Origin of the sequence: Kocuria arenosa, assembly GCF_042879215.1 — a bacterium.
GTDB lineage: Bacteria > Actinomycetota > Actinomycetes > Actinomycetales > Micrococcaceae > Kocuria > Kocuria arenosa.
In genome coordinates this window covers 415,871-438,731 of sequence record NZ_JBHZTA010000001.1, presented here as the reverse complement: position 1 = coordinate 438,731, position 22,861 = coordinate 415,871, and the positions used below count along the sequence as shown (strand labels likewise).

At 72.9% G+C, this 22,861-nt stretch carries 19 protein-coding genes; 12 read left to right on the top strand and 7 right to left on the bottom strand.

From position 1 onward, the window contains the following. Positions 1–96: 96 nt before the first annotated feature. The gene (gene clpB, locus ACFYE3_RS02060; RefSeq protein ID WP_387605272.1) at positions 97–2,712 is read right to left on the bottom strand and encodes an ATP-dependent chaperone ClpB; all 2,616 of its coding nucleotides are present in this window, start codon (positions 2,710–2,712) and stop codon (positions 97–99) included. Between the two features lie 284 nt (positions 2,713–2,996). Beyond that, the gene (locus ACFYE3_RS02055) at positions 2,997–3,572 is read right to left on the bottom strand and encodes a hemerythrin domain-containing protein (RefSeq protein ID WP_387605274.1); all 576 of its coding nucleotides are present in this window, start codon (positions 3,570–3,572) and stop codon (positions 2,997–2,999) included. A 382-nt stretch (positions 3,573–3,954) separates the two neighbouring features. On the opposite strand from ACFYE3_RS02055, the gene ACFYE3_RS02050 reads away from it, so the two are divergent. The 9 genes from ACFYE3_RS02050 to ppgK all read left to right on the top strand — a co-directional run bounded on the left by ACFYE3_RS02050 (position 3,955) and on the right by ppgK (position 16,084). Next, the gene (locus ACFYE3_RS02050) at positions 3,955–5,307 is read left to right on the top strand and encodes an MFS transporter (protein ID WP_387806036.1); all 1,353 of its coding nucleotides are present in this window, start codon (positions 3,955–3,957) and stop codon (positions 5,305–5,307) included. A gap of 156 nt (positions 5,308–5,463) precedes the next feature. Then, positions 5,464–6,435 carry a CapA family protein gene (locus ACFYE3_RS02045; protein WP_387605278.1) on the top strand — a complete coding sequence of 324 codons (972 nt, stop codon included), beginning with the start codon at positions 5,464–5,466 and terminating at the stop codon, positions 6,433–6,435. 84 nt (positions 6,436–6,519) lie between these two features. After that, complete coding sequence (locus tag ACFYE3_RS02040) at positions 6,520–7,401, top strand: ribonuclease Z (protein ID WP_387605280.1); 882 nt, start codon at positions 6,520–6,522, stop codon at positions 7,399–7,401. Positions 7,402–7,607: 206 nt separating this feature from the next. Further along, positions 7,608–9,293: a ribonuclease J gene (locus ACFYE3_RS02035; RefSeq protein WP_387605282.1), complete on the top strand. Its 1,686-nt coding sequence runs from the start codon at positions 7,608–7,610 to the stop codon at positions 9,291–9,293. Between the two features lie 117 nt (positions 9,294–9,410). Continuing rightward, positions 9,411–9,779, top strand: coding sequence for a MerR family transcriptional regulator (locus ACFYE3_RS02030; protein WP_368830600.1), 369 nt, complete (start codon positions 9,411–9,413; stop codon positions 9,777–9,779). A gap of 231 nt (positions 9,780–10,010) precedes the next feature. Next, entirely contained in the window at positions 10,011–12,272 is a 2,262-nt protein-coding gene (locus ACFYE3_RS02025) for an acyltransferase family protein (RefSeq protein WP_387605285.1), read from the top strand. Between the two features lie 240 nt (positions 12,273–12,512). Further along, the gene (locus ACFYE3_RS02020) at positions 12,513–14,039 is read left to right on the top strand and encodes a SulP family inorganic anion transporter (RefSeq protein WP_387605286.1); all 1,527 of its coding nucleotides are present in this window, start codon (positions 12,513–12,515) and stop codon (positions 14,037–14,039) included. A 621-nt stretch (positions 14,040–14,660) separates the two neighbouring features. Further along, a complete protein-coding gene (locus ACFYE3_RS02015; RefSeq protein ID WP_387605287.1) occupies positions 14,661–14,981 on the top strand; it encodes a hypothetical protein in 321 nt (106 codons plus the stop codon). A gap of 266 nt (positions 14,982–15,247) precedes the next feature. Next, positions 15,248–16,084 carry a polyphosphate--glucose phosphotransferase gene (gene ppgK / locus ACFYE3_RS02010; protein WP_387605289.1) on the top strand — a complete coding sequence of 279 codons (837 nt, stop codon included), beginning with the start codon at positions 15,248–15,250 and terminating at the stop codon, positions 16,082–16,084. Here ppgK and ACFYE3_RS02005 read toward each other — a convergent pair. Continuing rightward, positions 16,054–16,662, bottom strand: coding sequence for a CDP-alcohol phosphatidyltransferase family protein (locus ACFYE3_RS02005; protein WP_387605292.1), 609 nt, complete (start codon positions 16,660–16,662; stop codon positions 16,054–16,056). The genes ppgK and ACFYE3_RS02005 overlap by 31 nt on opposite strands. A 271-nt stretch (positions 16,663–16,933) precedes the next feature. Here ACFYE3_RS02005 and ACFYE3_RS02000 point away from each other — a divergent pair, with 271 nt between their 5' ends. Next, on the top strand, positions 16,934–17,404 hold the full coding sequence (locus ACFYE3_RS02000) for a VOC family protein (protein ID WP_387605295.1): 471 nt from the start codon (positions 16,934–16,936) through the stop codon (positions 17,402–17,404). Positions 17,405–17,501: 97 nt separating this feature from the next. On the opposite strand, the gene ACFYE3_RS01995 is transcribed toward ACFYE3_RS02000, so the two are convergent. Then, complete coding sequence (locus tag ACFYE3_RS01995; RefSeq protein ID WP_387605296.1) at positions 17,502–18,053, bottom strand: DinB family protein; 552 nt, start codon at positions 18,051–18,053, stop codon at positions 17,502–17,504. A 58-nt stretch (positions 18,054–18,111) separates the two neighbouring features. Beyond that, entirely contained in the window at positions 18,112–18,354 is a 243-nt protein-coding gene (locus ACFYE3_RS01990; RefSeq protein ID WP_387605298.1) for a hypothetical protein, read from the bottom strand. A 346-nt stretch (positions 18,355–18,700) separates the two neighbouring features. Between ACFYE3_RS01990 and ACFYE3_RS01985 the strand changes: the two genes are divergently transcribed. Beyond that, complete coding sequence (locus ACFYE3_RS01985) at positions 18,701–19,414, top strand: HAD family hydrolase (protein ID WP_387605299.1); 714 nt, start codon at positions 18,701–18,703, stop codon at positions 19,412–19,414. Further along, positions 19,411–20,070, top strand: coding sequence for an HAD family hydrolase (locus tag ACFYE3_RS01980; protein ID WP_387605301.1), 660 nt, complete (start codon positions 19,411–19,413; stop codon positions 20,068–20,070). The genes ACFYE3_RS01985 and ACFYE3_RS01980 overlap by 4 nt, the downstream gene beginning before the upstream one ends. An 88-nt stretch (positions 20,071–20,158) precedes the next feature. On the opposite strand, the gene ACFYE3_RS01975 is transcribed toward ACFYE3_RS01980, so the two are convergent. Together ACFYE3_RS01975 and ACFYE3_RS01970 are read right to left on the bottom strand one after the other, a co-directional pair. After that, positions 20,159–21,673 (bottom strand): DEAD/DEAH box helicase, encoded by a 1,515-nt coding sequence (locus ACFYE3_RS01975; protein WP_387605303.1) that lies wholly within the window; start codon positions 21,671–21,673, stop codon positions 20,159–20,161. 357 nt (positions 21,674–22,030) lie between these two features. Continuing rightward, a complete protein-coding gene (locus tag ACFYE3_RS01970; RefSeq protein ID WP_387605304.1) occupies positions 22,031–22,783 on the bottom strand; it encodes an SDR family NAD(P)-dependent oxidoreductase in 753 nt (250 codons plus the stop codon). Between the last annotated feature and the right edge of the window lie 78 nt (positions 22,784–22,861).

Genomic DNA, 22,861 nt, shown 5'->3' with positions numbered 1-22,861 from the left:
CCGGGTCCCCCGACGACGGCCCGCCGCCCGACCTGGGCCGTGCCCGCCGCTGCTCGCGGCGCGCCCCGGCGCTCGGCCGGCGGCACGCCCCGCACCTCAGCTCGCGGCGTGCGCCTGCTCGGACACGGCGGTGACGGTGAGCCCGTCCGCCACGACGTCCGCGTTGACGTCCACCCGGACCGCGTCGCCGTCCACGACCGCCCCGGAGAGGATCGCCCTCGCGAGCTTGTCCCCGATCTCCCGCTGCACCAGCCGGCGCAGCGGCCGGGCACCGTAGGCCGGGTCGTAGCCGGTGATGCCCAACCACTCGGCGGCCGCGGGGGTGACCTCCAGGCCCAGGCGGCGCTGGCCCAGGCGCTCGGCCAGCTGGGCGACCTGGATGTCCACGATCTTCGACAGGTCGGACGTGGACAGCGGGTCGAACAGGATCACGTCGTCGAGCCGGTTGAGGAACTCCGGCTTGAACGAGGCGTTGACCACGTTCATCACCGCCTGCTTCTTCGCCTCCGGATCGATGGTCTGGTCCACCAGGAACTGGCTGCCCAGGTTGGAGGTGAGGATCAGGATCACGTTGCGGAAGTCCACCGTGCGCCCCTGCCCGTCGGTGAGCCGCCCGTCGTCGAGCACCTGCAGCAGGATGTCGAAGACGTCCGGGTGGGCCTTCTCGATCTCGTCGAGCAGGACCACCGAGTACGGGCGGCGCCGCACGGACTCGGTGAGCTGGCCGCCCTCCTCGTAGCCGACGTAGCCCGGAGGGGCACCGACCAGCCGGGAGACCGTGTGCTTCTCCCCGTACTCGGACATGTCGATCCGCACCAGCGCGCGCTCGTCGTCGAACTGGAACTCCGCCAGGGACTTCGCGAGCTCGGTCTTGCCCACGCCGGTGGGTCCCAGGAACAGGAACGAGCCGATCGGCCGGTTCGGGTCGGAGATGCCGGCGCGCGAGCGGCGCACGGCGTCCGCGACGGCCTGCACGGCCCGGCGCTGGCCGATGAGCCGCTTCCCGAGCAGCTCCTCCATGTGCAGCAGCTTCTCGGTCTCGCCCTGGAGCATGCGACCGGCGGGGATGCCGGTCCAGGCCGAGATCACCTCGGCGACGTCGTCGGCCGTGACCTCCTCGGAGACCATGGTGTCGTGCGGGGCGGAGGTGCCCTCCTGCTCCTGGGCGGCGTCGAGCTCCTTCTGCAGGGCGGGGATCTCCCCGTAGAGCAGCCGGGAGGCCTCGCCGAGGTCGCCCTGGCGCTGGGCCATCTCCGCCTGCGAGCGCAGGTTGTCGATCCGCTCCTTGAGGTCGCCCACACGGTTCAGACCGGCCTTCTCCGCCTCCCACCGGGCGTTCAGAGCGTCCAGGTCCGCCTTCTTGTCGGCCAGCTCCTGGCGCAGCACGGCGAGGCGCTCCACCGACGCGGGGTCGGTCTCGCGCTCGAGCGCGAGCTCCTCCATGGTCAGGCGGTCGACGGCGCGCCGCAGCTGGTCGATCTCCTCCGGCGCGGAGTCGATCTCCATCCGCAGCCGCGAGGCGGCCTCGTCGACCAGGTCGATGGCCTTGTCCGGCAGCTGCCGGCCCGGGATGTACCGGTTGGACAGCGTGGCCGCCGCGACGAGCGCGGCGTCCGCGATCTGCACCTTGTGGTGGGCCTCGTAGCGCTCCTTGAGGCCGCGCAGGATCGCCACGGTGTCCTCCACGGAGGGCTCGCCGACGTAGACCTGCTGGAAGCGGCGCTCCAGGGCGGCGTCCTTCTCGATGTTCTCGCGGTACTCGTCCAGGGTGGTCGCGCCGATCAGGCGCAGCTCGCCGCGGGCCAGCATGGGCTTGAGCATGTTCCCGGCGTCCATCGAGCCCTCGGCGGCGCCGGCGCCGACCACGGTGTGGATCTCGTCGATGAAGGTGACGATCTGCCCCTCCGAGTCCCTGATCTCCTCGAGCACGGCCTTGAGCCGCTCCTCGAACTCGCCGCGGTACTTGGCGCCGGCCACCATGGACCCGAGGTCCAGGGAGATCAGCGTCTTGCCGCGCAGCGACTCGGGGACGTCCCCGGCGACCATGCGCTGGGCGAGGCCCTCGACGACGGCGGTCTTGCCGACGCCGGGCTCACCGATCAGGACGGGGTTGTTCTTGGTGCGGCGCGACAGCACCTGCACCACGCGCCGGATCTCGGAGTCCCGCCCGATGACGGGGTCCAGCTTGCCCTCGCGGGCCATGGCGGTCAGGTCGGCGCCGAACTTCTCGAGCGCCTGGAACGTGCCCTCGGGGTTGGCGGTGGTCACGCGGCGGTCTCCTCGCACGGACGGGACGGCGGTCCTCAGCTGCTCAGGTCCGGCGCCCGCGCCCCGCAGGATGTCCCCGGCCTTCCCGTCCTGCTGGGCGAGGCCGTACAGGAGGTGCTCGGTGGAGATGTACTCGTCGCCGAGGGACTGGGCGAACTGCTCCGCGGCCTGGATGACCTGCAGCGAGCCCCGGTTGAACTGGGCCTGGGCCGTGGAGGACCCGGACGCGGAGGGCAGGGCCTTGATGGCGGCGCTGGCCTGCGCGGAGACGGCGTCGATGTCGGCCCCGGTGGCCTTCAGGACGGCGACGGCCACGCCCTCCCGCTGGTCCATGAGGGCCTTGAGGAGGTGAGCGGGCTCGACCTGCGGGTTGCCCGCGGTCGAGGCGTTGGTCGAGGCGGCGGAGAGCGCCTCCTGGGACTTGGTGGTGAACTTGGTCTCCACTGCGGCTCCTTCACGAGGGACGATCGGGGACGAACCGACCCGGCACTGTTCTCCTGCGAGTGCGGCCGGTCGATTCAGCTAACCTGAGTCTACTCCACTCAACCCTTGTTCGACAGCGCCTATTCCTGCCCTCCCCGCGCCCGATGGCCCGCAGTGGCCCCCAGCGCCCCTCTGCCGCCCTCGGCGGGCCCGCGGAACAGCGCGGACCCCTGTCGGGAGAGCCTTCCGAGGGGCTCGCCCGACAGGGGTCCGTGCGGTGCGGGTCGTACGGACCTCCCGCCGGCCTATCCGGTGCTCCGGCCCGTCAGCTTGTCGCGGAGGCGGTCGACCATGCCGACGCCGGGCCCGATGGTCTTGTGGAACAGCTCCGAGTGCGGTGCGGACGGGTGCGGCCGGGTCGGCGCCACCTTCTTGGCGCTCTGCACCTTCTCCCCCAGCTCCACGAGGTCCTCGGCCGGGATGTGCGCCCGCAGCTTCGGGAACTGGTCGGACTCCTCGTCCTCGATGTGGTGGCGCAGCTGCGCCTGCATCTCACGGATCAGCTCCATGAACGCCGGCTCGGAGGCGTCGACGCCCTCCACCTGCTTCATGACCTGCACGAGCTCGTCGTGCTCCTTCTTGTCGTGCTCGACCTCCTCGGCACCGCCGGGCAGGTGCTTCGCCATCACCGGGTAGACGTGCATCTCCTCCGCGACGGCGTGGCGCATGACCTCCGCGATCACGGTGTCGGCCAGGTCCCGGCGCCGGGCGGCGTCCGGCGCGCTCTCGATCTGGCCGAGCAGTTCGAGCATCTCCCGGTGGTCGGTGGTGAGGATGTCGATGACATCCGTGCCCGGTCCCGCTGCGTGGGTGTCGGTCATGAGACGCGCCTCCTTGAAGTCGTGGTTCCCGGTTCTGCGGGCGGCAGGACGATCTCCCGGTGCCTCAGCGCCGGCCGCGCCCGTGCCGTCCTTCAGCAGTGTGCTGATCACCTGCGACTCTAGGTCACGCGGACACCGGGCGACCAGGTCCCACCGCCGGATGACACCGCTCACCCGGCACGGCAGCCGCCCGAGGTCCCGGACCGCTCCACGGCCCGCCGGAACGGGCCGCGAGCTATATCACACGACGAACCAATTTGTCCAAGATCACAGGCCCGAACTGTTGGATGCCCCCGACATCGTCCGTAGCATCGAGGTTTCAACCTGTTCGGCCCGACGACGCGCCTTCCACTCCCCCTCGTTCCACACGGAAGGATCTGCCATGTCCGCACCGCGCACTGCCGTGCTCCAGGTGATCAACGCCCCGGACCGCACCGGCACTCGACTCGCACTCTTCGCCCTCGCCCTCGGCGGCTTCGGCGTGGGCACCACCGAGTTCGCCTCGATGGGTCTGCTCCCCTTCATCGCCGAGGACCTCGACGCCTCGATCCCCGCCTCCGGGCACGCCATCGCGCTCTACGCGCTGGGCGTGGTGGTCGGCGCACCGCTCATCACGTCCCTGACCTCCCGGGTGGAGCGCAAGACGCTCCTGCTCGGGCTCATGGGCGCGTTCACCGTGGGCAACGTCCTGTCGGCGGCCGCACCCTCCCTCGAGTGGCTGTACGTGGCGCGGTTCCTCTCCGGCCTGCCCCACGGCGCCTACTTCGGGGTCGCCGCGGTGGTGGCCTCCTCCCTGGTGCCGCGTGAGCGGCGCGGCACGGCCGTGGCCCGGGTGGCCCTCGGCCTGACGGTCGCCAACATCGTGGGCGTCCCCCTCGCCGCCGTGCTCGGCGGGACACTGGGCTGGCGCTCCGGCTACGGGCTCGTGGTGGCCATCGGCCTGCTGACCGTCACCGCCCTCGCCCTGTGGGTGCCGCGCACCCGCAACGGCGGCGGCGTCTCCGTGGCCCAGGAGATCCGTGCCCTGGGCCGCCCCCAGGTGACCCTGACCCTGCTGGCCGGAGCGGTCGGCTTCGGCGGCATGTTCGCGGTCTACACGTTCATCTCCCCGATCCTGACCGAGCTCAGCGGTCTCGGCCTCTCGGCGGTGCCGTGGGTGCTGGCCGTGTACGGGGTGGGCATGACCGCGGGCTCCCTGCTGGCGGGCCCCCTGCTGGACCGTTCCATCGAGAAGACCGCCCTCGGCGCGGGGGCCGTCTCCGGCGTGGCCCTGGCCTTCTTCGGCCTGTTCGCCCACTCCGCCGTCGCGGCCGTGCTCGGCGTGCTGTGGATCGGCGCCATGGGCGCGCTCTTCAGCACTGCGCTGCAGATGCGCCTGCTGCGCGAGGCCAAGGACGCCCCGTCCCTGACCGCCGCCATGAACCACGCGGCGTTCAACCTGGCCAACGCCATGGGCGCCTTCCTCGGCGGGATCGTGATCTCCGCCGGCTGGGGCTACCGCTCCCCCGCCTGGGTGGGCGTCGGCCTGGCCGTGGCCGGCCTGCTCATCCTGGGCTACGCGACCCGCCTGCACCGGACGGGGGGAGTCCCCGCCTCCTCGCCCGTCCGCACCGGGCCCTCCTGGGCCTACCAGGCCGTCTCCGACCTGTCCGTGCTCCTGCCGGAGCCCGGGCAGCCGCGCCCGGTCCTGGCGAACAGCGCCCGGATGACCAGCTGGGCCGATCTCGGCCGGTGACTGGTGGCCGCCGGCGCTCCCTGCCTTCCGGGCAGGCGGCACCGGCGGAGCCGCGGCGCCCCCGCCTCCTCGCGGCCAGGCTTGCGTCCACCGGTCGCTCTTGTCCGCCCCGCACGCCGTGGGCCACGATGGGAGCGTCCGGACAGGAGGCGGCTCATGCGGATCGCGCTGGTCGGCGACGTCATGCTCGGCCGGCTGGTCAACGACCGGCTGCGCCGCGAGCACCCCGCCTTCCCGTGGGGCGACGTCCTCCACCTGCTCGAGCAGGCGGACCTGCGCTTCGCGAACCTCGAGTGCGTGCTCGCCGACGACGGCCCGCCCTGGCCCGGCAAGAGGTTCCACTTCCGCTCGGACCGCAAGAACGTCGCGAGCCTGAAGGCCGCCGGGGTCGACGTCGTATCGCTGGCCAACAACCACGTGCTCGACCACGGTGCGGAAGCCTTGCGGGAGATGCTCCCCCTGCTCGACGAGCAGGGCATCCTGCACACCGGGGCCGGCCCGGACGCGGAGGCGGCCCGACGTCCCGCGGTCTGCACCCGGGCCGGGACCGCGGTGGGCTTTCTCGCCTTCACGGACAACGAGCCGGGCTGGGCGGCAGGGCCCCGCTCCCCCGGCGTCCACCACGTGCCCGTCCGGCCGACGGACGGGCGCGCGCGGGACCTCCTGCAGCTCGTCCGGCAGACCCGGGAGCGCACCGACCTCCTCGTCGTCTCCGCCCACTGGGGGCCCAACTGGGGCGCCGCGGTACCACGGGACCACCGCGCGTTCGCGCACGCGCTGGTGGAGGCCGGCGCGGACGTGGTCTTCGGCCACTCCGCGCACGTCTTCCGGGGCGTGGAGGTGCACCGCGGCCGGCCGGTGGTCTACAGCGCCGGGGACTTCGTCGACGACTACGCCGTCCGGTCCGACGAGCGCAACGACCAGTCGTTCGTCTTCCTGCTCGACGTCCGGGACGGCCTGCCCCGCCGCCTGCGCCTGCACCCCACGGTGATCGAGGACCTCCGGGCGAGAACGGCCACGGTCGAGGCCCGGGCCGTCGCGCGGCGGATGGAGCGGCTCAGCGCCGCGCTGGGCACGCGGTGCACGTGGCAGGACGACGAGCAGTGCCTCGACGTCCCGCTGAGCTGATGCCCGCCCCGACGACCCGGCGCTCCCCGTCCTGCGGTGCGCGCGCCCCGAGCAGCCGCGGGCGGGGGTGGCACACTCGGTCCCATGCGTGAGCTCGTCGTCCTCGGCACCGCCTCCCAGGTCCCCACACGGACCCGCAACCACAACGGGTACCTGCTGCGGTGGGACGGCCAGGGCCTGCTCTTCGACCCGGGCGAGGGCACGCAGCGGCAGATGACCCGTGCGGGCGTCCCCGCCTCCGGGATCACGCGCATCTGCCTCACCCACGTCCACGGCGACCACTGCTACGGACTGCCCGGCGTGCTCTCCCGCATGGCCCTCGACGGCGTGCCGCACCCGGTCCACCTGCACTACCCGGCCTCCGGCGAGGACGTGGTCCGTGCGCTCGTGTCCCTCGCGGCTCCCGGCACGGACCTGCGGATGCACCCGCACGGGAGCGGCGGGACGGTGGCGCCGGGCCTGGAGGTGCGGCCGCTGCACCACCGCGTGGAGACCTACGGCTACCGGCTCGCGGAGCCCGACGGCCGCACGATGCTGCCCGACCGGCTCGCGGCGGCCGGGATCACCGGCCCGGACGTCGGGCGGCTGCAGCGGGAGGGGCGCCTGGACGGGGTGCGCCTCGACGATGTGAGCGCGCGGCGGCCGGGGCAGCGCTTCGCCCTCGTCATGGACACGGCGCCCTGCCCGGGCGCCGAGGAGCTCGCCGACGGCGCCGACCTGCTCGTGGCCGAGTCCACGTTCGCCGACGACGACGCCGCCCTCGCCGCGCGGCACCGCCACCTCACCGCCGGTCAGGCGGGCGCGCTGGCCGCCACCGGCGGCGCCGGCACACTGGTCCTCACCCACTTCTCGTCGCGGTATCCCGACGTCTCCCGGCTCGCCGGACAGGCCCGCGACCGCGCCGGCGGAGCGACCGTGCTGGCCGCGGAGGACCTGGACCGGGTCCCCTTCCCGCGCAGGCGGTGACCGGCCTCCCCCTCCTCCGGACCCCCGCCGGAGCGGTTCGTTCCGCGTCCGCGCCGCCCGACGGTCCGCGGTGACCCTGACCCGACGTTAGAGTTGTTCCAGACTTCTCGGGGCAATCCGGCCCCGCACGCGGCCCCGGCTCGACGAGAGCCGACCGCACGACCTTGCACCACCCCACGTTGAACCCACGATGAAAGCGAAATCCTTTGACCACTTCCTCCCGCAAGCTCAAGTCCCCGCCCCCGCTGCCCTCCGGGGGCCTGCGGATCACCCCGCTGGGGGGTCTCGGCGAGATCGGACGGAACATGACCGTCTTCGAGCACGCCGGCAAGCTGCTCGTCGTCGACTGCGGCGTGCTCTTCCCCGAGGAGCACCAGCCGGGCATCGACGTGATCCTGCCCGACTTCACCTCCATCCGGGACCGGTTGGGCGACGTGGTGGGGATCGTGCTCACGCACGGCCACGAGGACCACATCGGGGGCGTGCCGTACCTGCTCAAGGAGCGCCCGGACATCCCGGTGATCGGCTCCGAGCTGACCCTGGCGTTCATCACCGCCAAGCTCAAGGAGCACCGGATCACCCCGAAGGCGGTCCACGTCGAGGCCGGCGACCGGCACCAGGCGGGTCCCTTCGACTGCGAGTTCGTCGCGGTCAACCACTCGATCCCGGACAGTCTGGCCGTGGCGATCCGCACGGACGCCGGGCTGGTGCTGCACACCGGGGACTTCCGGATGGACCAGTTCCCGCTGGACGACCGGATCACCGACCTGCGCCACTTCGCGCGGCTGGGCGATGAGGGGGTGGACCTGTTCCTCACCGACTCCACCAACGCCGAGGTCCCCGGCTTCACCACCTCGGAGCAGGAGCTGACGCCGGCGATCAACCAGGTCTTCGCCACCGCGCCGAAGCGGATCATCGTCTCCAGCTTCGCCAGCCACGTCCACCGGATCCAGCAGGTCCTGGACGCGGCCCACGCGCACGGGCGCAAGGTCGCCTTCGTGGGCCGGTCCATGGTCAAGAACATGGGCATCGCCCGGGACCTGGGCTATCTGAAGATCCCGCGCGGGCTGGTGGTCGACTTCAAGAAGCTCCAGTCCATGCCCGACGCCAAGGTCACCCTGGTGTGCACCGGGTCCCAGGGCGAGCCCCTGGCCGCGCTCTCGCGCATGGCCAGCGAGACGCACCAGATCCAGCTCAACGCCGGGGACACGGTGCTCATGGCGAGCTCGCTGATCCCCGGCAACGAGAACGCGATCTACGGGATCATCAACAAGCTCACCGACCTCGGGGTGAAGGTGGTGCACAAGGGCAACGCCAAGGTCCACGTCTCCGGCCACGCCTCGGCCGGGGAGCTGGTCTACTGCTACAACATCGTCAAGCCCACCCACGTGCTGCCCGTGCACGGGGAGTCCAAGCACCTGCACGCCAATGCCGAACTCGCGATCCGCACCGGTGTCGATCCGGAGAACGTGCTGATCGGCCGGGACGGCACCGTCATCGACCTCGTCGACGGCCGGGCGCGGATCTCCGGGCAGGTGGAGGCCGGGCTGGTCTACGTCGACGGCCACACCGTGGGCAAGGTCACCGAGGAGACCCTCGTCGAGCGCCGGCTGCTGCAGGAGGGCGGCGTGGTCACGGTCGTGGCCATCGTCGACGCCGACACCAACGCGCTCGCCGAGCCCCTCGAGTTCCTCGCGAAGGGCTTCGTCCACGACGAGCACATCTTCGACGGGGCCGCCGACAAGGTGAAGAACGCCCTGGCGCGCCCGGACACCTCCAAGGTCGCCGACCTCGACAAGCTCGAGTCGATCATCGCCGACACCGTCAGCCGACACCTCGAGCGCGCCTACCGGCGGGCCCCGCTGGTGACGGTCGTCGTCGTCGACGCCTGAGCCGCACGACCCGCCCGGCCCCCACCCCGGGGCCGGGCGGGTCGTGCGGTGCCTGCCCCGGGACCGGGACCGTTCGGTTGGTAGACTCGGGGTCCCCTGATCTCTGGAGGTCGTTCGATGCCGCAGCGCGTCCGTGGAGGCACCATGCAGATCGGCGAGCTCGCCGAGCGGACCGAGCTGTCCCTGCGCACCATCCGTCACTACGACGAGGTGGGCCTGCTGCCGGCCTCGCGCACCGAGGGCGGCTTCCGCGTGTACACGGAGCGGGACGTGGAACGGCTCACCCACATCAAGCGGATGAAGCCGCTCGGCTTCTCCCTGGAGGAGATGGCCGAGCTGCTCGAGCTGCTCGGCGCCGACGAGCCCGCCGGGGCCCGACTGGCCGACTACCTCGCCCGGGCCCATCCGGAGCGGGACCGGCTGGCCAGGAAACTGGCCCAGGCGGACGAATTCATCGCGATGCTGGAGCAGCGGCTCCAGCGATGAGCGACCGCTCCACCTGGTGCGGTGCCGCGCTCGTGGCGGCACTCCCCAGCCCGTCCACGCAGGAGACCTCCAGGCAGTCGTGATCGACTGCTGGGGCCTCCGCCCGGAGGATGCTCCCTCCGGGGCCGTCCGGCTCCGGAGGGCGACGGGCACGGTCGCCGCGGCAGCGACGTGCCGGTCGCCGAGCTGCACTCGGCCGCCCGCCACCGACCCGTACAGGCACTGCACCCCATGACGTTCCCCACCGCGACCGCCCCGGTGCTTCCGGACACCGCGCCGTCCACTCCCGCCCCGCGGGTCCGGCACCGCCAGGACCTGCAGGGTCTGCGCGGAGTGGCGGTGCTGCTCGTGGTGGTCTTCCACGTGTGGACCGAGAAGGTCTCCGGCGGGGTGGACGTGTTCTTCGTGCTCTCCGCCTTCCTGCTCACCGGTTCCTTCCTGCGTCGGATCGAGCACGGCAAGCCACCGGCGCTGCCCGCCTACTGGGCCCGGACCTTCGCCCGCCTGCTCGGGCCCGTGGCGGTGATGCTGCTGGCCGTGCTGGCCGCGGTGTTCCTCTGGTTCCCGCCCAGCCGGTGGCCCGAGCTGCTGACCCAGGCCTGGGGGTCGCTGTTCTACACGGTGAACTGGGTGCTGGCGGACCAGGCCGTGGACTACTACGCCGGCAACTCCGCGGCCACCACCCCGTTGCAGCACATGTGGTCGCTGTCGGTGCAGGGCCAGGTGTTCCTGGTCTGGCCGCTGCTGCTGGCCGGCTGCGCATGGGTGGCCCGGCGAACGGCTCTGCGGGTCCGCCCGGTGGCCTGGACGGTGTTCGGCGCGGTGTTCGCCGGCTCGCTGGCCTGGTCGGTGGTCGCCACCGCGGCCGGGCCCGAGGCCGCCTACTTCAGCACCCTCACCCGGCTGTGGGAGTTCGCCTTGGGCTCGCTCACCGCCCTGGCCCTCACCACTGCCGCCAGGCCGCGGGCCGCCGCGCCGGGCGCCGCACCCCCGGTGGTGGTCCGGCCGTCGGGCGGCACCCCCGGCGTGAGCCCCGGGGTGGGACTGGGCGTGGTGCTGGGCTGGGCCGGGCTGGCCGCGATCCTCGCCACCCCCTTCCTCGTCGGGGCCGAGACCCGCTTCCCCGGCACCGTCGCCCTGGCCCCGACCCTGGGGGCGGCCGCGGTGCTGGCGGGCGGCACCCTGGCCCCCGACGCACCCCACGGGGTGGGCCGGGTGCTCGCGCTGGGCCCGCTGCAGTGGTTCGGGGACCGCGCCTACGGCATCTACCTGTGGCACTGGCCGCTGCTCATCACCTATCTGCTGATCACCGCTCGCGACACCGTGCCCGTGCCGGCCGGGCTGGGGATCCTGGCCGCGTCCGTGGTCCTCACCCGAGTCACCGCGCTGCTGCTGACCGGCTGGCGGGCGCTGCCCGGGGTCCGGGCGGGCAGCGGGATCCGGCTGGTCGCCACCGCCCTGCTCGTGGCGGTCCCCCTCACCGGCGCCCACCAGTACACGATCCTGCGTAACCCCACCGCAGGGGTGGAGCGCACGGCGGAGAACTATCCCGGGGCCGCGGTGCTGCGCGACGAGGCGACCGAGGTCCCGGACGTGCCGATCATCCCCACCTACTCCGAACGCGGGTACGAGTGGGGCGACACCGGAGACCCCTGCGCCCCCGAGCAGACCCCGGCAGGCATCGAGGAGCTGGGCGGCGAGTGCTGGATCATCACCCCCGACCCCGCCCCCGGCCCCGGCACCGATCCCGGCAGCGGCACCGGCACCGGCACCGGTGCTGGCACGAGCAACGGCCACCGCGACGACGGTGCTGACAGCGCCGACACCGGCACGAGCAACGGCAGCGCCCGCGGCACCGGCTCCCGGCGGACCCTGGTGGTGCTCGGGGACTCCCACGCCCGGCAGCTGCTCACCCCGATCCACCGGGTCGCCGACGCCCAGGGCTGGACGGTGGTCTCCTACCTGCGGATGGCCTGCCGCTACACCGCCCCGTCGGAGAACTACCAGGCCGAGTGCAACGACTTCAACGCCGCCGCCCGCCAGGCGGCCCTCGAGGCCGGCCCCGACGCGGTGCTGACCGTCGGCACCCTGAGCCTTTCCGAGGCCCCGCACGAGAAGCTCGTCGAGGGCTACGAGGACGGGGTCACCCCGTTCCTGGATGCCGGGATCCCGGTGGTGGCCTTCCGGGACAACCCGCGCTTCCCCTACGACATGTTCGAGTGCGTGGAGACCTACGGACCCGGCCGCGACCGCTGCAACGTCCCCCGCTCCGAGTCGCTGCTCCCGGTCAACCCCCTGGAGGAGCTGGCCGCCCGGCACGAGGACCTGCACAGCATCGATCTCACCGACCGGCTGTGCACCGAGACCACCTGCCCCGGGGTCGTCGGCAACATCCAGGTATACATGGACCTCGACCACGTCACGTCCGCCTACGGCGAGACACTGGTCCCCGACGTCGAGGCGCGCCTGCTGGCGGCCCTGGGACGAGCATGAGCTGCGTCTCCTCCGGGCCGAGACCGAGGACCCTACCCTGACGCCAGGGTAGGGTTGGGGCGCGGCCTCCACCGGCGCGCCTCCGCGCCCGGACGCCGCACCTCTCGCGCGACGCCGCGCCCACCCGCACGCACGCACGCCACCGGAGTGCCTCAGCTCTTCCGTCCTGGCCTTCTCCGCCCTCTCTCCGACCTCCTCCGCCCTTCTCTCCCGACCTCCTCCCCTGCGAACGGAGCCTCCTTGGCCACCACGACAGCCGGCCCCGCAGCCGACCACCTCACGCCCGAGCAGCGCCAGTCGGTGCGCCTGACCCTCCGGTCCCCCCGCCACCTCAAGACCGAGGTCCTGGCCGGGCTCGTGGTGGCCCTGGCGCTCATCCCGGAGGCGATCGCCTTCTCGATCATCGCCGGGGTGGATCCCCGTCTGGGCCTGTTCGCGTCCTTCACCATGGCCGTGACCACCGCCGTGCTGGGCGGGCGGCCGGCGATGGTCTCCGCGGCCACCGGTGCGGTGGCGCTGGTGATCGCCCCGCTGGTGGCCTCCCACGGCCTGGACCACTTCATCGCCGCAGTGATCCTGGCCGGGGTCTTCCAGGTGGTCCTGGCCCTGGTCGGCGCGGCACGGCTGATGCGCTTCATTCCGCGGTCGGTCATGGTGGGCTTCGTCAACGCCCTGGCGATCCTGATCTTCAGCTCCCAGATCCCCGAGCTGATCGGCGTGCCGTGGGCCGTCTACCCCCTCACGATCCTGGGTCTGGCCATCGTGTTCCTGTTCCCCCGGCTGACCGGCGTGGTCCCGGCCCCGCTGGTGGCCATCGTGGTGATCACCGCGATCGTGGTGCCGATGGGCATGGACGTGCCCAGCGTCGGCGACAAGGGCGAGCTGCCGGACTCCCTGCCCTCGCTGTTCTTCCCCGACGTCCCGCTGGACCTGGAGACCTTCCGGATCGTCGCCCCGTTCGCGCTGACCATGGCGCTGGTGGGCCTGCTGGAGTCGCTGATGACGGCCAAGCTCGTCGACGACATCACCGACACGCACTCGAACAAGACCCGTGAGTCCTGGGCGCAGGGCGCGGCCAACATCGTGACCGGCTTCTTCGGCGGGATGGGCGGGTGCGCCATGATCGGCCAGACCATGATCAACGTGCGCGCCTCCGGGGCCCGCACCCGCATCTCCACCTTCCTGGCCGGGGTCTTCCTGCTGATCCTCGTCGTCACCCTGGGCGAGGTCGTGGCGGTCATCCCGATGGCCGCGCTGGTGGCGATCATGATCTTCGTGTCCTGGGCGACCTTCGACTGGCACTCGGTCCGCCCCTCGACCCTGTCGCGGATGCCGGTCCCGGAGACCCTGGTGATGCTCTCCACCGTGGCCGTGACCGTGTGGACGCACAACCTCGCCCTCGGCGTGATCGTGGGTGTGCTCGTGGCGATGGTCGCCTTCGCCCGCCGGGTGGCCCACTTCGTCACCGTCGACCGCGTGCTCGAGCGGGGCGACGGCCGGGAGACGGCGGTCTACACCGTGCACGGGGAGCTGTTCTTCGCCTCCTCCAACGACCTCTACACGATGTTCGACTACGCCGGGGACCCGCAGCGGGTGGTCATCGACTTCTCCGACTCGCACCTGTGGGACGCCTCCACGGTCGCGGCACTCGACTCGGTGACCGACAAGTACGCCCACTACGGCAAGGACGTGGAGATCGTGGGGCTGAACCAGGCCAGCCGCCGGATGCGGGTGCGCCTGGGCGGGATGCTCAACACCGGGCACTGACCCGACGCGCCGCCCCGACGCGCTGACCCGCCGGCACGCACGGGGGGGGGTCAGCGTATTTGCGATCACAACCCTTTGTTTCTGCATGTGAACTGGGTCACACCCCGGCCCTTGCCGATCCCTGCGGAATCGAGCATTCTTGCTTCTCACCAGGGGATTCTGTGGTCCGGCAAGGATCATCCCCCGGCTCCCGCACCGTCGACCGACAGCGCGCCGCCTCCCGGCTCCGGGGGCGCGACAAGCACCCGGTCCGGGCGCGGGAGCAGCAGGGAGCGGGGCCGGCTGGGGGGCCGCCCCGCTCCCCTTCTGCGCGTCGGCGACATCCGCACCAGCATTCCCGAGGCCCGTTCCAGCGCCCGTGCCGGCCGTGCCGGCATAGACAGCAGCGACAGCAGCGACCACTGTGGCGGTCGTGCCGGCCGGGCCCGGACGTCCGGAGGAAGCACCGGCGATCCGGAAAACGCACGCGACCGGGCGTCGGATGGTGACTTCGTGCCCGGCTCGGAACCATGATGGGGGCGGCGGTGTCACCGCACCGCCACGGACGGTCCCGGACCGCTGCGCAGCGTCGCGCCCGGTCCGGGACCGTCCTCGGACCGCAGCACCACAGTGGGGGGAACCGTGGACGACAACAGGCTCGGAGCCGTGCAGGCTCGCCTCGCCCGGTATGCCGTCGAGCGCACCGGTCTCGACCTGACCCGGCTGTGGTGGCACTACTTCCAGCTCGGCGGCGAGGCCGGGATGCTGGAGGTCGACGCGTACCTGCACGGATGCCTGAGCCTGCCGGCCACCCACCGCAACTTGGTCGCACGCGCGGTCAACGGACTCGTCGAGGGCGCCCCCGTCGCCCGGGTCCCCTTCTCCTGGGAGATCGCGGCCTCCCGGGACGACGCCGGGCCGCACGACCTCGGCAGCACGCCGGGCACCGGGCCGCGCGGCTGAGCCTGCCCCTCCACCGCAGCGAATCCTGACGAGGGCCTTCTCCACGGCACCTCCCGAGCAGCGCCTCCACTCCAGCGCCTCCGGAGCAGCGCCTCCGGTGCAGCGCCTCGCGCACAGCGCCTCCGCCACGGCTGCGGCAGCCTCGATGGCAGAATGGTCCGGGGTGCCGGCCCCGACGACGGCTCGCGCCCGGCCGGTCGCGTCGAGCCTGCCGCAGCACGCCCGTCGTCGTCCCTGCGCTCCCCACCTCGACCCTAGGATGTCGGATGGCCCACCCCTCGCCCCGCACCCCTCCGCCCCCCGCACCGACCGGCTGGTCGACCCTGCACCGGCACCACATCGGGGTGGACGTCGGCGGCACCCTGGTCAAGTACGCGGCCGTGGACATGGCCGACGGCGAGCTGACCACCCCGGTCCTCCAGCGCCCCACCCCTGCCCCCGCCACGCCGGAGGCTCTCGCGGAGCAGCTCGTGCTCATCGTGCAGGAGCTCTCCGCGGGCCCCGGGGCCCCGCACCCCGAGGCCAGCGTCGGAGTGGCGCTCCCCGCGATCATCCGCCACGGCGTGGCGCGCTCCGCCGCGAACATCGACGACGCGTGGATCGGGCTGGACGTCCACCGGTACCTCACGCAGCGGCTGGGGCGCACCGTCCACGTCCTCAACGACGCCGACGCGGCGGGCCTGGCCGAGCTCCGCTACGGCGCCGGGCGCGGGAGCACCGGCACCGTCCTGGTCATCACCCTGGGCACCGGCATCGGGTCAGCGCTGTTCGTGGACGGCAAGCTCGTGCCCAACGTCGAACTGGGCCACCTGGAGCTCGACGGGGTCGACGCCGAGGTGCGGTCCTCGGCGGTGGCCAGGGAGCGGGACGGACTGGACTGGCCGGACTACGCCGAGCGTCTCCAGCAGTACTTCGCGCACCTGGAGTTCCTCTTCTCCCCGGACCTGATCGTGGTCGGCGGCGGGATCTCCGCCCGGCACGAGGACTTCCTGCCCCGCCTGCGCCTGGACACCCGCGTCATCCCGGCCGAGCTGCGCAACGCGGCCGGCATCATCGGCGCCGCCCGGCACGCCTACCTCGCCGTGCCTCCGGCGATGACCTGACCCTGGAGTGCCTGACGGAAGTACTGCACGCCCGCCAGGACGTGCAGGACGGCCGCCACTTGGACCATGACCCGGCCGACGTCCGTCACCTCGGGGCTGGACCAGGCGGGTCCCGCCAGGACGAGCACGGTCCCCACCATGAGCAGAGCGGTCTTCGCCTTGCCGACCGTCGTGACCCGCAGCGTGCCGAGGGACCTCCGGACCAGGGTGGCGATCCCCACCACGACGTCGACGACCGCGATGACGATCAGCACCCACCAGGGGAAGAGCCCGACGATGCTCGCGGCCACGGCGATCGCCACGGTCCCCAGCCGGTCGGCGATGGGGTCCATGACCTCGCCGACCCGGCTGCGCTGCTGGAGCGCCCGGGCCAGGGCGCCGTCGACCCAGTCCGTCAGGGAGAAGAGGGCGACGAGGACCAGTGCGCGCACCGGCCGCTCGTCGATGTCGAGGACGGCCAGCACGGCGGGGACGATGAGCGCGAAGCGCACCACCGAGACGACGTTGGGCACCGTGAGGACGCGGTCGTAGTACGGCGACTCCGCCGGCTCGACCGCGTCCTGGTGCTGCTGTGCCATGTGCTCGTCCCGTCCTCCGGCGCTCCGGGCGAGCATCCCGCGCCCGTTGGTGCTGCCACCGAGACTATCCCTTCGGTGCCGACGGCCCGGCAGATGACGTCGCCCCGCACGGGCACCTCGATGACCGCACGGACCGGCGCCGCACCGGGGACGGGTGCTCCTCGAGGACCGGCACCGTCGACGCCCACCGGGATCTCGACCAGGTCCCCTCGGACCGCGGGGCCACGCCGACCCCTGACACCGGGGAGCGGCTGACGTCTACGCTGGACCGGTGAAGGCGGGCCGCTCCCGCCCCGGACCCCAGGAGGCCGCCGTGGACCCGCGCGTGCACTTTCTCACCCTGTCCACCCCGGACCTCGGCGCCGCGCGGGAGTTCTACGCGCAGGGCCTCGGCTGGGAGCCGCTGCTCGACGTCCCCGGGGAGATCCTCTTCTTCCAGATCGCTCCTGGGACGGTGCTGGGCCTTTTCGACGCCGGGAAGTTCGCCGAGGACCTCGGCCTCCCGGCGGCGTCCCCGGCCCAGGGCCTGACGCTCGCGCACAACGTGGACAGCGAGGCCGCGGTGCGCGCGAGCGTCGACGCGATGAGCGCCGCGGGCGGCACCGTGCTCACGGCGCCGCAACCGGGTGCCTTCGGGGGCGTCTTCCACGCGCACGTCGCGGATCCCAACGGCGTGGTGTGGGAGATCGCGCACAACCCGGGATGGCGTGTCGACGACGACGGGACCGTGCGCCTCGGCTGACCGGCCTCGGCCCGCTCCTGTCCGTTCCCAGAGGCTGCACAGCGGCCGGGACCAGCCGCGGACGGGTCGGCTGCCGGACGGATCCGGGGCGACCGGGTCAGCCGCGGACGTCGAAGCGCAGGTGGTGCTCGACGTCGTGCAGGAAGTACGCCGCGAAGCTCGCCACGGTGAAGTCCTTGCCGTCCCCGCGCCGGCCGGTCCGGGCCCACTCCTCCTCGGCCACGGCGTCGAAGGCGTCCGCGGTGGCGCGGATCTCCTGCGCGAGCTCCCCGGAGACCTCGTAGGGGTCCTGGAGGTTGTACCGCTCCTCGACCGCCGCGGCGTCCTGGTCCCAGTCCGCGAAGACCGGGTGCTCCTCGTCGAGCATGAGCCGCAGTCGCTCGCGGAAGACCCGGCAGAGGTCCCGGACGTGGCATGCGTACTCGAGCGGGGACCACGTCCCCGGGCGGGGCCGGTCCGTCATGCCCAGCCGGTCGAGGACCGTCGCCCAGCGCTCGACCGTGGCCCGCGCGCGCTCCCCCGTGGTCGTGACGTCGTAGTCCGGGTCGAACCCGCAGTCGGGGCAGCCCTGGTCGAGCACCACGGTCCAGTCCTTGGTCTCCGGGGGGACCGGGGAGGTGTCGGGGGTGCCGGGGCGCTCGGTGCTCATGCGGTCAATGTACCCGGGCCCCCCGGGTGCTGCGAGGTCCTGTGGCGGGCCGGGCGGGTCAGAGCCCCTGCCGGTCCAGGATCTCGTCCTCGCTGAGCGGCTCCCCGCGCTGGATCCGGCGGGTCCGGCGCAGGTCGGTGGCCGCGAGCACCACGGTGGCGGTCGCCAGGACGAACGAGAGGATGCCGAGGGTGTTGGCGAACCCTGCGGACAGGCCCAGGTGGACGGGGTCAGCGCGGAGGCGCCGGCGCCGTCCACGCGGTCCGGGAGGACGGCGCCGAAGCCGAGGAGCACGGCCCACGCGGCGGGCATCGTCAGGGAGGACCGCAGGGACGCCCCGCGCGGGACGTGGGCGCGGGCGTCCCGGCGCAGCAGGACGCCCGCCACCACGAGCAGCGCCGTCAGCGGCAGGGCCAGCGTCAGGGTGTAGAGCGGCACCAGGTCACCGGCGGCTCCGGCGAGGCCGCGCCCCACGGCGACCCACGTCCCGAGCAGCAGTGCCGCCGGGACGCCCAGGACGGGCACGGCGCGCTGAAGGGCGGTGGGCCGGTGCGGGACGCGGTCGAGGGCTGTTTCCACGCCCGCCAGTCTGTCGGCGGGCGTCCCGCCGCAGGCCCGGCCCCGGCCGTCCCGGTAGGCTGGAGCGCATGCCCTCCCCCGGATTTCCGCACGCCGTCCTCTTCGACCACGACGGGACCCTCGTCGACACCGAGCCGCTGTGGGACCGTGCCAAGCAGAACCTCGCCGCCGAGCACGGACTGCTCTGGACCCCCGAGGACTCGCTCGCGACCCTGGGCCGGCCGGTCGACGCCACGATCGAGCGCATGCAGCAGGTCGGCGTACCGCTCGGCGAGGACGAGCTGTTCCGGGCGGTCTTCGAGCACAGCGTCCGCGTCCTGGAGGACACCGAGCTGACGTTCATCGACGGGATCGAGGTGCTTCTCGAGGAGCTCTCTGCCGCGGGGATCCCCGCGGCGATCGTCACCAACGCGAGCTCGGCGATGGGCCGCCACACCGCGAGCACGGCGCCGGAGGGCCTGTTCCGGGTGATCATCGGCACGGACGAGTACGCGCAGGGGGTCCGCCCCAAGCCGGACCCGGACGCCTACCTCACGGCGGCGCGCCGCCTCGGGGTGGACCCCGCCCGGTGCGTCGTGGTGGAGGACTCCCCCGCCGGGGCCGCCGCGGGCGTCGCGGCGGGCATCCCCACGGTGGTCGTCCCCGGCGAGCTGAGGGTCGAGCGCGGCCCCGGACTGCTGCACGTGGAATCCCACCGGGAGCTGACCCTGGAGCTGCTGCGCTCGCTGGACCCGCAGTCCCCGTCGTCGCCCTTCCACCCCGTGCAGGAGACCCGCCCGTGAGCTCCCCCGGCTTCCCCGCCGCCGTCCTGTTCGACCACGACGGCACCCTCGTGAACTCCGAACCGCAGTGGGCCGTGGCCAAGCGGGCGGTGGCCGGCCGGTACGGCGTCGGCTGGAGCACCGAGGACGACCTCGCCACGCTGGGCAGGACGGTGCCCACGTCGGCGCGGCTGATGGTCGAGCGCGGCGCCGAGGGGACCGTCGAGGCCATCACCGCCGAGCTCGGACGGGAGGTCGCGGCCTCGCTCACGGGCGAGGTCCCGTTCCTGCCCGGCATGCGCGACCTGCTGACCGAGCTCGAACGGGCCGGCATCCCCGGGGCCGTCGTGACGAACGCCCTGACCGTGGTCGCGGAGGGCACCGCGTCCGGGGCGCCCGAGGTGCTGCGGGTGGTCGTCTCCCAGGAGGACGTGGAGCACGCCAAGCCGCACCCGGAGCCCTACCTGCTCGCGGCGCGGCGGCTGGGCGTGGACCCGGCGCGGTGCGTGGCGGTCGAGGACTCGCAGACGGGGGCTGAGAGCGCGGCGGCCGCCGGGATGCCGGTGGTGGTGGTGCCCGGTGAGCTGCCGGTGGAGCCCGCGCCCGGCTTCGTGCTCGTGGACGCCCACGCGGACGTCACCCTGCAGTTCCTGCGCGGGCTGGCTCCGACCGACTGACCACGGCAACGACAACGAGGGCCCGTTCCTCGCCGGTCCGCGGGATGCGGAACGGCAGGGAACGGGCCCTCGTGGGACGTGCTGGGGCTCAGCGGGTCGCGGTGCCCTGGGGGGACGACGCGCGGCGCGGGCTCCGGGTGCGGCGACGGGCCGCGGCCTGGGTGGAGCGGTCCGGTGCGGACTCGGTCGAGTACGCGGGTGCCGCGGAGCGGGTGGGCGCCGCGGAGCGTGCCGGTGCCGCCGAGCGGGAGGCCGAGCCGTTGCCGGGGCGGGAGCCGCCGCGGCTGCCGGTCTCCCCGCGCTGGTCGCGGGAGCCGCTGCGTCCCTGCTCGGATCGGTTCTGCCCGCCGCGGCCACGGTTGCCGCCGGAGCCCACACGGCCGCCGCCGGAGCGCTGACCGCTCGCCGGACGGCCCTGGGCCTGGACGGGCTGCGGCACATAGGCGACCTTGTCGGCGAGCTCGCCCACGAGCGCCGCGACGGCCGGGGAGCCGACGGTCACGGTGTCGAAGTTCGCGGTGACGCCCGCGGCCTTCATGAGCTGCGTGACCTCACGACGCTCCTCCTTGGTGGCCACCGTGACCACGGAGCCGGAGGCGCCGGCGCGGGCCGTGCGCCCGGAGCGGTGCAGGTAGGACTTGTGCTCGGTGGGCGGGTCGATGTGCACGACCAGCTCGACCTCGTCCACGTGCACGCCGCGGGCGGCGACGTCGGTGGCCACGAGCACGCGCACGTCACCGGCGGAGAACTGGGCCAGGTTGCGGTCACGGGCGTTCTGGGACAGGTTGCCGTGCAGATCCACGGCGGGGATGCCCATCTGGCTGAGCTTGCGGGCCATCTTCTTGGCGCGGTGCTTGGTGCGCGTGAACATCACGCGGCGCCCCGTGCCGGAGGCCAGGGCCTCGATGAGCTCCTGCTTCTCGTCCGCGTCCACGACGAGCACGTGGTGGTCCATGGTGGACACGGACGCCTGCGGGGCGTCCACGGAGTGCTTGACGGGGTTGGACAGGAACTGCTTGACGAGCTTGTCCACGCCGCCGTCGAGCGTCGCCGAGAACAGCAGTCGCTGGCCGCCCTGAGGGGTGCGCTTGAGGATGCGGGTCACCACGGGCAGGAAGCCCATGTCGGCCATGTGGTCGGCCTCGTCGATGACCGTCACGCGGACGTCGTCGAGCGTGAGGACGTTCTGCTTCAGCAGGTCCTCGAGCCGGCCGGGGCAGGCGATGACGATGTCGGCGCCCTTGGCGAGCGCCTTCTCCTGGTTGCGCTGGGAGACCCCGCCGAAGATGACGGTGGTCGTCTGTCCGGCGGCCTCGGCCAGCGGGGCGATCGCACGGTCGATCTGGGTGGCCAGCTCGCGGGTGGGGGCCAGCACCAGGCCGGTGGGCCGGTTGGCCCGCCGCGCGGCGCGGGCGCCGTTGCCGGTCAGCCCGGCGAGCCGGGACACGAGCGGCAGCGCGAACGCCACGGTCTTGCCCGAGCCGGTCTTGCCGCGGCCGAGCACGTCGCGGCCGGCCAGCGAGTCGGGGAGGGTCTTCTCCTGGATGGGGAACGCCTGCTCGATGCCCTGCTGGGCGAGGACGGCGGAAAGGGCCTTGGGCACGCCAAGGTCGGTGAAAGTAGCCAAAACTGGGATACGTCTTTCGATCGGATGTCCCGGCAAGGGGGTAGCGCGCCGGGTTGCGCCGAATGACTCCTGGAGCCCCTGCGAGCGGGCTGAGACCGTCTGGAACGGTGCCACGCTGGAAGAAGAACGGGGTGCTCGACGCCTGCCTGCTCACCCGGGGACGGGGAGCAGTGCCATATGCAATACGACTCACCCTACAGCATCGGCGGCACGACACCACCCGGATGTGGCGGAGGGCACGGCCTCGGCCGTCCGCCTCCCCCCGGCGCGAGAGGCGGCGGCACATGCGCTCTTCTCGCACCGGTGCGGTGATCTCGGCGGCGCGAGGACGGCCTACAGGGCGGTGTAGCCGCCGTCGACCAGGTAGTACCCGCCCGTCATGAAGGAGGCCTTCTCCGAGAGCAGGAACGTGGTCAGGGCGGCGACCTCCTCGGCGCGGCCCAGCCTGCCGAGCGGGTGCTTGGCGGCGAGTCCCTCGAGGACGGCCGCCGACGCGGTCCGGAGCAGCGGGGTGTCGATGTAGGCGGGGCCGACGGCGTTGATCCGCACCCCGCGCAGGCCGTACTCCACACCGGCCTGCTTGGTGAGCCCGACCACGCCGTGCTTGGCGGCGGTGTATGCGCTGTTGCCCGCCGCTGTGGCCACGGTGCCGTGGATGGAGGCCATGTTGACGATCGCCCCGCCGCCGGCCTGCTCGATGGCGGGCAGCTGGTAGCGCATGCCGAACATGACGGCGTGCAGGTCGATCTGCACGGTGCGCACCCACGCGTCGAGGTTGGACTCGCCCACGGCGTCCGCCGTGCCGCCGACCCCGGCGTTGTTCACCGCCAGGTGCAGGGCGCCGTAGGTCTGCTGGGCGAACTCGACCGCGGCCTCGCAGTCCTCGGGCTTCGCCACGTCCTGCCGGAAGCCCGCGGCGTTCCCGCCGGCGGCCATGATGGACTGGACGACGTCGTCGATCCGCCGGGTGTCGATGTCCGTGACGACGACCTTGACGCCCTGCGCCGCGAGGTCCTTGGCGCAGGCCTCGCCGATGCCGGAGGCGGCGCCGGTGACGAGCGCGACCTTGTCCCTGAGGTCAGCCATGTGGTTCTCCTGCCGTGTGTCCGCTGGGCCGGACCGGGCGGCCCGATGCTCCCAGTCTGTCCGGAAACGGCGGGACCC

Excerpts from the sequence above, each read along its gene's own strand:
- ACFYE3_RS02025 (WP_387605285.1), top strand. The coding sequence starts at position 10,011 with ATGACGTTCCCCACCGCGACCGCCCCGGTGCTTCCGGACACCGCGCCG.
- ACFYE3_RS01970 (WP_387605304.1), bottom strand. The coding sequence starts at position 22,783 with ATGGCTGACCTCAGGGACAAGGTCGCGCTCGTCACCGGCGCCGCCTCC.
- ppgK (WP_387605289.1), top strand. The coding sequence starts at position 15,248 with ATGGCCCACCCCTCGCCCCGCACCCCTCCGCCCCCCGCACCGACCGGC.
- ACFYE3_RS01985 (WP_387605299.1), top strand. The coding sequence starts at position 18,701 with ATGCCCTCCCCCGGATTTCCGCACGCCGTCCTCTTCGACCACGACGGG.
- ACFYE3_RS02045 (WP_387605278.1), top strand. The coding sequence starts at position 5,464 with ATGCGGATCGCGCTGGTCGGCGACGTCATGCTCGGCCGGCTGGTCAAC.
- ACFYE3_RS02040 (WP_387605280.1), top strand. The coding sequence starts at position 6,520 with ATGCGTGAGCTCGTCGTCCTCGGCACCGCCTCCCAGGTCCCCACACGG.
- ACFYE3_RS02005 (WP_387605292.1), bottom strand. The coding sequence starts at position 16,662 with ATGGCACAGCAGCACCAGGACGCGGTCGAGCCGGCGGAGTCGCCGTAC.
- ACFYE3_RS02055 (WP_387605274.1), bottom strand. The coding sequence starts at position 3,572 with ATGACCGACACCCACGCAGCGGGACCGGGCACGGATGTCATCGACATC.
- ACFYE3_RS01995 (WP_387605296.1), bottom strand. The coding sequence starts at position 18,053 with ATGAGCACCGAGCGCCCCGGCACCCCCGACACCTCCCCGGTCCCCCCG.
- ACFYE3_RS02050 (WP_387806036.1), top strand. The coding sequence starts at position 3,955 with ATGTCCGCACCGCGCACTGCCGTGCTCCAGGTGATCAACGCCCCGGAC.
- ACFYE3_RS02030 (WP_368830600.1), top strand. The coding sequence starts at position 9,411 with ATGCCGCAGCGCGTCCGTGGAGGCACCATGCAGATCGGCGAGCTCGCC.